The organism is Bradyrhizobium sp. USDA 376, from assembly GCF_054063675.1.
In genome coordinates this window covers 2,518,841-2,530,692 of sequence record NZ_JBSSGN010000001.1, presented here as the reverse complement: position 1 = coordinate 2,530,692, position 11,852 = coordinate 2,518,841, and the positions used below count along the sequence as shown (strand labels likewise).

Genomic DNA, 11,852 nt, shown 5'->3' with positions numbered 1-11,852 from the left:
TCGCGTTTCGCCCAATTGAATAACGGCGGTATCAGTTGCCGGTGGCCTTGTCGTGTTGAGCCATCCCAACCGCCTTGTAGTCGTAGGTCGGATAGAACTCGGTGCGGTAGGGACCCCACGCGGTGTCCTCGACGACGCGGTTGATCTCGCGCAGCCGCGAGGCCGGCAGGCGCAGCGTGACGACCTGGCCGATGCCCATCATCACGTACCAGCTCACGACCTCGATGCCGGGCGGCGGAAACGCCTTGCGGAAGCCCTGCTTGTCGAGCTGCGCATTCAATTCGCTCAGCGGGCGCGACTGGTCGTGCTTGAAGAAGATGGTGAGCAGCACCGCGTTATCAGCGGTGGGCGCCGCATCGCCCTGCGGCGGCGAGGTCTGCGCCATCGTCGTCGATGTCAGCGTCAGCGCGACCGTCAGCAGGGCGGCCATCGTCAATGCCCGTCGGTTCGATATCATCGTGGCTTCCTTCCCATGCTCGTGCGATGGACCGGAGCATAGAAGCGAGGCATGCGGCGGGAGAATTCATATTCGCGCGATGCGCGCATGTTCCGCCATCGCTCGTGACGGTTCTGCGACAATGCGCGCGGGCGCGACGGCGCAAATGTGAAGCACATCACATGTGGATTGCCGCACCTGCGCTATTGCTCCGCTCAGCCGGTGGTGGGCTGTGTTTAGGATTGCAGCTATGTCGATGCGGCGAATGATGTATTGGTGGTTCAGGTTCGTGCTGTCGGGGCGATTTATGGATCGCTTCCTGTGCCTGTCGCGTTAGCCGCGCTGCGCAACGGCCCTTTGCGGCCGGATGAGCACTAGCTCTGCCCGATCAATTTCCGAAACGCGGCCGCGCCGTCCTGCACGGCGTCACGGCCCTTCCAGGCGAGGTAGGAGAGCTTGCCGCCGAGCGTGTCGTGGCTGCGCAGCCGGCGCGAGCCGAGGATGTGGCCGACATTGGACGGGAAGCGGCTCACCTCGGCGGACACCAGCGCTGCGATCGCGTCCATCAATTGCTGCAGGCGGATGCCCCACTCGCTGGCCTCGATGCCGTCGACGCGGACCTTGAGCGCATATTCGGTGTCGTAGATCTCGGCGAGCAGGTCGCGGGCGACTAGCACCCGGTTGTGCCGGAGCGCGATCCGCAAGGCCAGGCGCTTGTCGTCGAGCCGGTCGAGCACCATGGGCACGACGCTGGAATAGGGCGTGGCGGCGACGTCGGCCGCGGTCTTGGTCGCGGCGGCCTTGGTGGCGAGGCGTACCAATTGCCAGGGCGTCTTCAGCCGCCGCGCCACCAGCGCCAGCGCAAAGGGCAGCGCCTCGGGATGTGACTTCCTGAAAGCATCGAGCTGAGCGGTGATCTGGGCCACCTGGCCGTCGTCGAATTTCGCGATCTTCTCGGGCAGCTTTTCGTTGAACTTCGGCAGCGCGTTGCCGGCGCGCAGCACATGCTGCATCTTCCTCACGTCATCGAAGGCGGTGCGCGAGGCCGTGTATTGCGCGAGCTTGCCGCGGGCGAGCTCGGTGCTCTCCACTGATGCGAGGGTGTTCTCGAGCACCTTGATGACCTTGGTCTGGAAGCTCGACGCGATCTTCTGCACTTCCTTCGGGTTGTTGGCGGCGACCTGGTCGTTGATCGCCTTGATGTAGTCGCGCGCCATGGTCGGCAGCAGGTCGCGGCAGATCCACTCCCAGATCGGGGTGAGGGTGTTGCGCGAGATGCGTCCCGCATTGGCGTGCTCGGGCGCGCCGTCGATCAGCAGCAGCTCGAGCGGTGCGAAGAAATAGCGCGAGGGGCTGGTGGCGCGCGCCTGGGTCGATCCGTCCTTGCGAAATTCGGCGCGCAGGTGCGCCTGGATCTCGGCCGAGCCGGGCATGTCGATGCCGCACAGCTCGAGGCGTTCGAGCTCGCTGAGCAGACAGCTGCGCGACAGCGGCGTCAGCCTCTGCAGGAATTCCGACAGCCGATCGATCTCGTTCATGGCACGCAATCTTCCGCAACGATTCCAGCTGGCCTACCGGCCCAATGCATGGAGGCATTTGCGCGCTCTCAATCGTGACCTAGAGAAGCAAGTCGCCGTTAATTAATCCGTAAAATCCGGGGGGCGGGCGTCCGGCTGGGGCGGCGGTTAAGCAGGCTCAGGCCTGTTTGCCCGGGATCTGGGCGAAGTTCTCAACCCTTGCATGGTCGAGACAAGCCTCGCGCAAGCATAAATTGTGCCGATGTCGACGTTTTAGCGCAAAACTGCCAAAATCACCGTAGTCATACGGAGCAAAAAGTTAACCACAGACCGGCCCCGGTTCCGCTAAACAGGTCACATGGGGTCACAGAATGATACGGCTGCCGATTCGCGGCCGTCGGAATGGTACGAAAGCAGCACCGCTCCAGCTGAAGAGCTCGATTTCGTCCGCCTGAACGCCGCCCGGGCCAGGGCGGCCGACGAAATGGCGGCCGCCATCGCCCGCGAGCTCAACGGTCCCCTGACTGCGCTCCTGCTCTATATGGGCGAGATCAAGCATCACAGCGATCAGCTCGCGCCTGTCACGGCCGACCGTGCCTATCTGCAGCGGGTGGTGGAGAATGCGCTGACGCAGACCGAGCGCGTCTGCGGCCTGGTCAAACAGCTTGCCGGTCCCCACAAGGGTGCCTCGCCGATTTCGTCCCGGATCGAAGACGCAGAACTGAGCGCCCCTCGGGCGCCGCAGCCGCAGCGCCTGCCGAGCGCCGAGCTGCTGGGCCTGTCGGGCCAGAAACGGTTGACCAAGCGCGAACGCGAGGTGCTCCGCCTGATTAGCGAGGGGTATTCGAACAAGCAGGGTGCGCTTCGGATGCAGATCAGCCCGCGCACCTTCGAGAGCCATCGCGCCGAGGCGATGCGCAAGCTCGGTGCGCGCAACACCGCGGATCTCGTCCGCGCGGCGCTGCTGCATTCGATCGATTGAGGTTCTCGTCTTGCGCCGCCGCCGGCGGCGCGGGGGGCCGGCGGAGCCCGATCGCGGTCAGAAATAATCTTCAGCGAAGGGACGCGCGCGCGATGAGGGCCGCAGCGGCTCGAGCTCTTCCTTCGGCGCGTTCGGGATGATCGTGATGGTCCAGCGCGGAGGGGTGCTCGATTCCTGCTCCAGCACCGAGCGTACGAAGCCAGTCACCGTCGACTCGCCGGATTTCACGGTCGCCATCCGACCGTTGAACTGGGCAATGCGGAAGCGACGGACCTCCTTCTGGTCCGCAGTCTCATAGGTGAACATGGAAACCCTCCTGGTTTCCCGCGACTATCGCCACCTATGATTAGCCATCTCTAAAAATCACCAACCGTAGAAGTACGGCGGGTTTAGCCCGCGCTGAAGCATGATCCGGAAAAGTGCGAAGCGGTTTTCTGGAAAGATCATGCGCAAACAACAACCTGAAGCGCGATGACGATTCGTTCAAATCTCATCGCGCTTTAGGTCTGCGGCTCCTGTGCGCGCGCGGCGGCGTAGGCGGCATCCATCCGGTCGAGGAGATCGCGGAATTCGGTCTCGCCGAGGCTCTCCGCGGTCTTCTCCAGCCGCAGCGCCAGCGCCGCTAGCCTGACATAGCCGAACGTCCCGGCCGCGCTCTTCAGCGAATGCGCCTCGCGCGCGATCTTGGCCTGCTGCTGCGCCAGCGAGAGCGCGCGGAACAGTTGCAGGCGCGCGCGGGTCTCGCTCCAGAATACGGCGCGCACTTCGCCGGCGCCGTCCTCGCCGATCTCGCGCACCAGCGCCGCGTACGCGCCCGGCTCGCGCACAGGCTCGGCATCGAAGGCTCCCTGCGCGGGCGCAAGGGTCGCGTCAAACATGGTCCCGCCTTGGTCACGGTTCGTTTGGTCCGCGCGGCGCATGCGGCGCGCGGCTCGCTCCGTGTCTACGGCACTTGCATTTCAGTTCCGGTAGCAGGACGGAAGGTGTTTGCTGGCCGTCATTAGCCGCAGGTTTACCACGTGCCGCTCAGCGCTGGCCGAGCAGCCGGTCGTACTGGGTCTTCACGGTGCCGTAGCACTCGCACGCCGTCTGGCGCAGGCCGTCCAGGTTCAGGATCTGGATGTGCCCGCGGCTGTAGTGGATGAAATTGGCATGCTGCAGGGTGTTGGCGACCAGCGACACGCTGTTGCGCCGCGCGCCGATCATCTGCGCCATCGCCTCCTGGGTTAGCAGCAGCCGGTAGTCGCCGGACAGATCATGGGTGTGCAACAGGCAGCGCGACAGCCGCGATTCCACCGGATGGGCGGCGTTGCAGCCCGCGGTCTGCTGGACCTGCGCATAGACCGCCAGCCCGTGGCGCGTGAGCAAGGTGCGCAGGGTCCCGCTCTGATCGGCCGCGAAGCGCAGCCGGTCGAGATCCATCACGGATGCGGTTCCGGGAACCAGCACGATCGCCGTATTCAGTGCGCATGCATCGCCCATGGTCGAGAGCGCGCCGAGCACGCTGTCGCGGCCGATCATGGCGACCTGCACATGCTCGCCCTTGGCGAGCTTCACCACCAGCGAGATGACGCCGCGATGGGGAAAGTAAGCGCGCTTGAGCGTCTCGCCGGTCTCGACCAGCACGGCCTCGTGCGGCAGCTCGATCGTGCGCAGGTGCGGGCGGAGCAGGTCAAAGTCGTCCGCCGACAGCGCGGACAGGAAACCGTTGGAAGGGCGCACGATCGTTTCCAAAGCTGCCTCCCATCTCCCGCATCGAGGAGTCGCGGCAAGCAAGATTGCTCCCGGCACGGGTAAGTTCCATCATGTTCACGTCGGGATATATTGGCAATTGGGACAAGTTGTCCGGGTGCAGTGATCGTTCCCGGCGCTGTGTTCACCACGGCATGTAGGTGGCCGCAGCCGGCTCGCGTCACTGCGGCGCTCCGAGCAGGCGCGAATACGACGCCTTGACCGCCGAATAGCAGTCGCAGGACGTCGCTTTCAGCGCGGGCAGATCGATGATTTCGATCTGCCCGCGGGTGTAGCGAATGATGCCGGCACGCTGCAGCGCATGCGCGACCATGGAGATGGCGTTGCGCCTCACGCCCATCATCTGCGCCAGCGCTTCCTGCGTCAGCGGCAGGCTTATGCTGTCGGACAGATCGTGGGCTCGCAACAGCCAGCGCGCCAGGCGCGCCTCGACCGGATGCAGCGTGTTGCAGAGCAACGATTGCTGCGCATGCGCAAGCATGACCTGCTCATGGCGCATCATCAGGCTTCGAAACGGCAGGCTTGCGGCGGCGATCGTCCGGAATGCCGCGATTTCCAGCGTGGAAGCCGTGCCGGGGAAGAGCACGACCGCGTCCGCCGGTGCGATGCCGTCGGCAAGCGCCGCGCCGCCGCCGACGACGCTGTCGCGTCCCAGCATCGCGACCTCGATCGTCTGTCCTTCGGACAAGCTCACCGAGATCGACACGGAACCGCCGTGCGGGAAGTAGACGTATCTCAGGGCAGTACCGGCCTCGCCCAGGACAGATGCCCTGACCATTTCAACCGTCGCCAGATACGGGCGCAGCCGGTCGAAATCTGCCGCGTCGAGCATTTGCAGCAATTGATTGGGCGGGCGGCCGCTCGCGGTCATGCAGAATCTCATACGTTCAAGCTACGATCGGAGCCGCGCCCTTTCTGTCACGCAGTTGCACGGCGGATAAATTCTATTCTAGAGGTTGTGGAAGTGTCCATATACCCGTTAGGGGGCAGACACGCCGGCGTGTTTGCGGCCGGAAATAAGAGTTGCGTGCTGATTCGCGCACGCGGCTGGCGTGCAGTCAATGTCGCCAGTCGGGAAGAACCGGCAGGGGGCCTTGATGAGCCGGAAGCTTTCGGTCGGCGGCAGACGTCGGGCGATCCGCACATCCTCCCCTGCCCACCAACTCATATCAATCGTCAGCGATTGCTTCGCGCCCTTCTGTGACGCCGCCACATATTTCGCGTTCGTCGTTGCCTTTTTCCTGGCTCCGCCACCGGCGTTCGCAACCGTCAATACTTTGATCCAAACCAGAGGAGAACGGCGTGTCCCACGGTTCAATTGTTGAATCGCCGAAACGGGAATTTCAAACGGGGACAGAAAGTCTGCGCCATATTCTCGTTGTCGACCACGACCCGATGGTGTGCATGGCCATCGAGGTCTACCTCCAGCGAAATCATTTTCGGGTGACGATTGCCGACGGAGGTGAAGCAGGACTGCGGGCCCTCGAACACGAACAGTTCGATCTGATGTTCGTCGACATTTTCATGCCGCACATGCGCGGCTTCGAATCGATCAGGGTCTTCCACGAGCGCGCGCCCGCCATTCCGCTGATCGCGATGTCCGGCTGCGCATTCGCAAATCTGAATTCGCCGGCGCCCGACTTCCTCCGGATGGCGCTCGAGCCCGGCGCGGCACGCTGTCTGCGCAAGCCGTTCACGCCGCACGCGCTGCTCGCCGCCATCAACGATGCCTCGCGGAGCACCGTCCCGACGCTATCGCCTCGGCCGCGCGCCTCGGTTAGCGCGGCACCGGTTGCATCGACGCCAGGGTAAGCGTTTTTTTACCACAAATGCGGATCCTGCCGATCGCGGCAGGGCACGAAGCGATGATCGCGCGAGCACTCCCGGCCGTCGCCGATCTCACGCGAGCGGTGCCTATCGTCCTTCACGGGCAGAGCTTTTTCGCGCGCAGCGTGCCGCCTTTGTCGGCACGTTTACCCAACGTTTTCCTCCCGTCACGGCTCGGCGCCGGTCTTGCCGACAAGCGTTGGCGCGTCCGATCGAAGCGCAAACTTCTCTTCAATATCCGTATTAGCACGGAGGATGAAATTAACGGGACCGTGAAAGGGGTTGTCTAACGATCTAAAGCGAAGACTTCCGCCCACTCCAGGCGCGGTCCAGGCGTCGAAGTCCAGTTCAGTAAGGCGTACCCCATGGATGATCTGTTGCGGGAGTTCTTGACGGAGACCAGCGAGAGCCTGGACACCGTCGACAATCAGCTGGTGAAGTTCGAGCAGGAGCCGAACAACGCCAAGATCCTGGATAACATCTTCCGCCTGGTCCACACCATCAAGGGTACTTGCGGCTTCCTTGGCCTGCCGCGGCTCGAAGCGCTGGCGCATGCCGGCGAGACGCTGATGGGCAAATTCCGCGACGGCATGCCGGTGACCGCCGAAGCGGTGACGGTGATCCTGTCCTCGATCGACCGCATCAAGGAGATTCTGGCTGGGTTAGAGGCAACCGAAGCCGAGCCCGAAGGCAACGACCGCGATCTCATCGACAAGCTGGAGGCGATGGTCGAGCAGGGCATGGCGGCGATGGCCGCAGGCAGCTCGGCTCCCGTTGCTGAGGCGCCGCCGCTGGTGCCGGAAGCACCAGTTGCCGCTGCACCCGCAAAAGAGATGACCACGGGCTCGCTGATCGATCAGACGCTGGAGCGCCCCTTGCGTCCCGGCGAAGTCTCGCTCGACGAGCTCGAGCGCGCCTTCCGCGAGACCGCGATCGAAGCGCCGGTCCCCGTACCTGTTGCCAAAGCCGAGCCCGCGCCCGTTGCTGAAGCGCCGGCGCCAGCTGCGAAGGAAGCGGCCAAGCCCGCCAAGGAAAAGGCCGCGCCGAAGAAGTCGATGGCCGACGAGACCGCCGTCGAGGGCGACCGCATTGCTAACCAGTCGATCCGCGTCAACGTGGATACGCTGGAGCATCTGATGACCATGGTCTCCGAGCTGGTCTTGACCCGCAACCAGCTGCTTGGAGATCTCAAGGCGCAACGAGGACACCGAGTTCAAGGTGCCGCTGCAGCGCCTCTCCAACGTCACCGCCGAGCTGCAGGAAGGCGTCATGAAGACGCGCATGCAGCCGATCGGCAATGCCTGGCAGAAGCTGCCCCGCATCGTCCGCGACCTCTCGAGCGAACTCGGCAAGCAGATCGAGCTGGAGATGCACGGCGCCGACACCGAGCTCGACCGCCAGGTGCTCGACCTGATCAAGGACCCGCTCACCCACATGGTGCGCAACTCCGCCGATCATGGCCTCGAGACCCCCGCCGAGCGCCTGGCCAGCGGCAAGGGCGAGCAGGGCACCATTCGCCTGTCCGCCTATCACGAGGGCGGCCACATCATCATCTGCATCGCCGACAACGGCCGCGGTCTCAACACCGAGAGGATCAAGGCCAAGGCCATCTCCTCAGGTCTCGTCACCGAGGCCGAGCTCGAGAAGATGAGCGAAGCCCAGATCCACAAGTTCATCTTCGCGCCGGGCTTCTCCACCGCAGCCGCCATCACCTCGGTCTCGGGGCGCGGCGTCGGCATGGACGTGGTGCGCACCAATATCGACCAGATCGGCGGCACCATCGACATCAAGTCGGTGGCCGGTGAAGGCTCAAGCGTCACCATCAAGATCCCGCTGACCCTCGCCATCGTCTCGGCGCTGATCGTCGAAGCCGCCGGCGACCGGTTTGCCATCCCGCAGCTCTCGGTGGTCGAGCTGGTCCGTGCCCGCGCCAACTCGGAGCACCGCATCGAGCGCATCAAGGACACCGCCGTCCTCAGGTTGCGCAACAAGCTCCTGCCGCTGATCCACCTGAAGAAGCTGCTCAAGATCGACGACGGCGCCGCCTCCGATCCCGAGAACGGTTTTATCGTGGTCACCCAGGTCGGCAGCCAGACCTTCGGCATCGTCGTCGACGGCGTGTTCCACACCGAAGAAATCGTGGTCAAGCCGATGTCGACCAAGCTGCGTCACATCGACATGTTCTCCGGCAACACCATTTTGGGCGATGGCGCCGTCATCATGATCATCGACCCCAACGGCATTGCCAAGGCGCTCGGCGCCGCCGGCTCCTCGGCCCATGACATGGGCGACGAGAACGGCGCGCATCACATCGGCTCGGGCGAGCAGACCACGTCGCTCCTCGTGTTCCGCGCCGGCTCGTCGCAGCCCAAGGCGGTCCCGCTCGGGCTGGTCACCCGCCTCGAGGAGCTGCCCGCCGACAAGATCGAGTTCTCGAACGGCCGCTACATGGTGCAGTACCGCGAGCAGCTGATGCCGCTGGTGGCCATGGAAGGCGTCACCATTGCGAGCCAGGGCGCCCAGCCGATCCTGGTGTTCGCCGACGACGGCCGCTCCATGGGCCTCGTCGTCGACGAGATCATCGACATCGTCGAGGAACGCCTCAACATCGAGGTCGGCGGCTCCAGCCAGGGCATTTTGGGCTCGGCCGTGATCAAGGGCCAGGCCACCGAAGTGATCGACGTCGGCCACTTCCTCCCGATGGCGTTCGCCGACTGGTTCACCCGCAAGGAGATGAAGCCGTCGATGCACTCGCAGTCGGTGCTCCTGGTCGACGACAGCGCCTTCTTCCGCAACATGCTGGCACCCGTGCTGAAGGCGGCCGGTTACCGCGTCCGCACCGCGCCGACCGCGCAGGAGGGCCTCGCGGCATTGCGCGCGCAAAACTTCGACGTGATCCTGACCGACATCGAGATGCCCGACATGAACGGGTTCGAGTTCGCGGAAGTTGTCCGCTCCGACAACAACCTCGCCGCGACGCCGATCATCGGCCTGTCGGCGCTGGTGTCGCCGGCGGCGATCGAGCGCGGCCGTCAGGCCGGCTTCCACGATTATGTCGCCAAGTTCGACCGTCCCGGTCTGATCGCGGCGCTGAAGGAGCAGACCGCGGGCGCCGCCGGCGCCTCCGAGCTGAGCCGGGCCGCGGCGTAAGCAGGACAGGGATCAGGAGATACGCTTATGACCAAGAAGACCCAGTCCGCCGAAGGCGCCATGGTCGAATACGTCACCGCGATGATCGGCGGCCAGCTGTTCGGCCTGCCGATCTCCCGCGTCCAGGACGTGTTCATGCCCGAGCGCGTCACCCGCGTGCCGCTGTCCTCGCGCGAGATCGCGGGCGTCTTGAACCTGCGCGGCCGCATCGTCACCGTCGTCGACATGCGCTCGCGTCTCGGCCTGCCCAGGGACGAGGACGGCAAGACCCCGATGGCGGTCGGTGTCGACCTGCGCGGTGAATCCTATGGCCTGCTGATCGACCAGATCGGCGAGGTGCTGCGCCTGCCCGAGGCCGGCATGGAAGAGAACCCCGTCAATCTCGATCCCCGCATGGCCAAGCTTGCCGGCGGCGTCCACCGCCTCGACGGCCAGCTCATGGTCGTGCTCGACGTCGATCGCGTCCTCGAGCTCGAAACCAAAGTGCAAATGGCAGCGTAAGCCAACGAAAACATCGAAGCCGGAGAACCAAAATGAAAACGTGTTTGGTGGTCGATGATTCCAGCGTCGTACGCAAGATCGCGCGCCGGATCCTGGAAGGCCTGGAATTCGAGGTCACCGAGGCCGAGGACGGCTCGAAGGCGCTCGAGATCTGCCAGCGGCAGCTGCCCGATGCGGTGCTGCTCGACTGGAACATGCCGGTCATGGACGGCTTCGAGTTCATGGGTCACATGCGCCGCCTCCCCGGCGGCGACCAGCCCAAGGTGGTGTTCTGCACCACGGAGAACAACGTGGCTCATATCGCCCAAGCGCTCAGCGGCGGCGCCAACGAGTACATCATGAAGCCCTTCGACAAAGACATTATCGCCGACAAGTTCGCTGAAGTTGGTTTGATCCCGGTCGGATAAGCCATGGTCTGAGTGTGTCTGGCCCGGGTGTTGGGCCAGAGTGTTCCAGTACAGCTTTCTGAGAGGCCATCCGTGACCCCGACCGAGTACGAGTATCTGCGTAAGTTTCTGAAGGATAATTCCGGTCTCGACCTGTCCGCAGACAAGCAATATCTGATCGAAAGTCGCCTGCTGCCGCTCGCCCGCAAGGCCGGACTCTCCGGCATCGCCGAGCTCGTGCAGAAGCTGCAGGCCGGCTCGCGCACGTTGATCACCGACGTGGTCGAAGCCATGACCACGAACGAGACCTTCTTCTTCCGCGACAAGGTCCCGTTCGATCATTTCCGCGACACGATCATGCCGGAGATCATCAAGGCGCGCGCCGGCAAGCGCAGCGTGCGGATCTGGTGCGCTGCCGGCTCGACCGGGCAGGAGCCCTATTCGCTGGCGATGAGCCTGAAGGAGATGGGCGCGGCCCTCACCGGCTGGCGCGTCGAGATCATCGCCACCGACCTGTCGCAGGAAGTGCTGGAGAAGGCCAAGGCCGGCGTCTACAGCCAGTTCGAGGTGCAGCGTGGCCTGCCGATCCAGATGCTGGTGAAGTATTTCAAGCAGATCGGCGAGACCTGGCAGATCAATCCCGAATTGCGGGCGATGATCCAGCACCGGCAGCTCAACCTGCTGCACGATTTCTCCCAGCTCGGTACGTTCGACGTCATCTTCTGCCGCAACGTGCTGATCTATTTCGACCAGGACACCAAGATCAACATCTTCAACCGCCTGGCGCGCCAGATCGAGCCCGACGGCTTCCTGGTGCTTGGCGCGGCGGAAACCGTGGTCGGATTGACCGATACGTTCAGGCCGCTTCCGGACCGGCGCGGCCTCTACAAGCCGAACGATCCGCGTGCGGCGGTTGCCAAGCCGGCTCTCGCCGGCGTGGCGCCGCGCATGGCGGTGATGGCAGGACGATAGGCATGGCCGAGGATGGCAAGGGCGCCGAACGCGTGACGTTCAGCCGCGGCTATGATGTCTGCATCATGGCCATCGACGGCACCTGGCGTCGCGACTGCAAGCTCAACGCCATTTCCGACACCGATGCCATCCTGACGGTTGAAGGCTCGATCCAGGGCTTGAACCTGAAGGAGTTCTTCCTGCTGCTGTCGTCGACCGGCCTTGCCTACCGCCGCTGCGAGCTGGTGCGGGTCAACGGCGCCGAAATGGACATCCAGTTCCTGCGCGGCAAGAACCGCAAGAAGCGCGGCGCAGCCGGCGGTCACGACGCGGCGGCCTGACCGGCGCGT

13 protein-coding genes and 1 pseudogene are annotated in these 11,852 nt (G+C 64.2%); 7 read left to right on the top strand and 7 right to left on the bottom strand.

Features of this window, described 5'->3' with window-relative positions; translation table 11 throughout:
* Positions 1 to 31: 31 nt before the first annotated feature.
* Entirely contained in the window at positions 32 to 457 is a 426-nt protein-coding gene (locus tag ACVJ19_RS11900) for a hypothetical protein (RefSeq protein ID WP_453948970.1), read from the bottom strand.
* 353 nt (positions 458 to 810) lie between these two features.
* Positions 811 to 1,974, bottom strand: coding sequence for a hypothetical protein (locus ACVJ19_RS11895; protein WP_453948971.1), 1,164 nt, complete (start codon positions 1,972 to 1,974; stop codon positions 811 to 813).
* A gap of 337 nt (positions 1,975 to 2,311) precedes the next feature.
* Here ACVJ19_RS11895 and ACVJ19_RS11890 point away from each other — a divergent pair, with 337 nt between their 5' ends.
* On the top strand, positions 2,312 to 2,935 hold the full coding sequence (locus tag ACVJ19_RS11890; RefSeq protein ID WP_453948972.1) for a LuxR C-terminal-related transcriptional regulator: 624 nt from the start codon (positions 2,312 to 2,314) through the stop codon (positions 2,933 to 2,935).
* Positions 2,936 to 2,992: 57 nt separating this feature from the next.
* Here the strand turns inward: ACVJ19_RS11890 and ACVJ19_RS11885 are convergent, their stop codons facing one another.
* From ACVJ19_RS11885 to ACVJ19_RS11865, 5 genes are all read right to left on the bottom strand, one after another.
* A complete protein-coding gene (locus ACVJ19_RS11885) occupies positions 2,993 to 3,241 on the bottom strand; it encodes a hypothetical protein (RefSeq protein ID WP_453948973.1) in 249 nt (82 codons plus the stop codon).
* A 194-nt stretch (positions 3,242 to 3,435) separates the two neighbouring features.
* Positions 3,436 to 3,813, bottom strand: coding sequence for an Hpt domain-containing protein (locus ACVJ19_RS11880; protein ID WP_453948974.1), 378 nt, complete (start codon positions 3,811 to 3,813; stop codon positions 3,436 to 3,438).
* A gap of 148 nt (positions 3,814 to 3,961) precedes the next feature.
* Positions 3,962 to 4,660 carry a Crp/Fnr family transcriptional regulator gene (locus tag ACVJ19_RS11875; RefSeq protein WP_453955107.1) on the bottom strand — a complete coding sequence of 233 codons (699 nt, stop codon included), beginning with the start codon at positions 4,658 to 4,660 and terminating at the stop codon, positions 3,962 to 3,964.
* Between the two features lie 187 nt (positions 4,661 to 4,847).
* Complete coding sequence (locus tag ACVJ19_RS11870; RefSeq protein WP_453948975.1) at positions 4,848 to 5,558, bottom strand: Crp/Fnr family transcriptional regulator; 711 nt, start codon at positions 5,556 to 5,558, stop codon at positions 4,848 to 4,850.
* 108 nt (positions 5,559 to 5,666) lie between these two features.
* Entirely contained in the window at positions 5,667 to 5,960 is a 294-nt protein-coding gene (locus ACVJ19_RS11865) for a hypothetical protein (protein ID WP_453948976.1), read from the bottom strand.
* Between the two features lie 131 nt (positions 5,961 to 6,091).
* Here ACVJ19_RS11865 and ACVJ19_RS11860 point away from each other — a divergent pair, with 131 nt between their 5' ends.
* From ACVJ19_RS11860 to ACVJ19_RS11835, 6 genes and pseudogenes are all read left to right on the top strand, one after another.
* On the top strand, positions 6,092 to 6,499 hold the full coding sequence (locus tag ACVJ19_RS11860) for a response regulator (protein WP_453948977.1): 408 nt from the start codon (positions 6,092 to 6,094) through the stop codon (positions 6,497 to 6,499).
* A 380-nt stretch (positions 6,500 to 6,879) separates the two neighbouring features.
* Positions 6,880 to 9,664, top strand: a pseudogene (locus ACVJ19_RS11855) (hybrid sensor histidine kinase/response regulator).
* Between the two features lie 27 nt (positions 9,665 to 9,691).
* Entirely contained in the window at positions 9,692 to 10,165 is a 474-nt protein-coding gene (locus ACVJ19_RS11850; protein WP_453948979.1) for a chemotaxis protein CheW, read from the top strand.
* Positions 10,166 to 10,197: 32 nt separating this feature from the next.
* Entirely contained in the window at positions 10,198 to 10,572 is a 375-nt protein-coding gene (locus ACVJ19_RS11845; protein WP_453948980.1) for a response regulator, read from the top strand.
* Positions 10,573 to 10,644: 72 nt separating this feature from the next.
* Positions 10,645 to 11,523 carry a CheR family methyltransferase gene (locus ACVJ19_RS11840; RefSeq protein WP_453948981.1) on the top strand — a complete coding sequence of 293 codons (879 nt, stop codon included), beginning with the start codon at positions 10,645 to 10,647 and terminating at the stop codon, positions 11,521 to 11,523.
* 2 nt (positions 11,524 to 11,525) lie between these two features.
* Positions 11,526 to 11,843, top strand: coding sequence for a hypothetical protein (locus ACVJ19_RS11835; RefSeq protein ID WP_011083221.1), 318 nt, complete (start codon positions 11,526 to 11,528; stop codon positions 11,841 to 11,843).
* Positions 11,844 to 11,852: the final 9 nt, after the last annotated feature.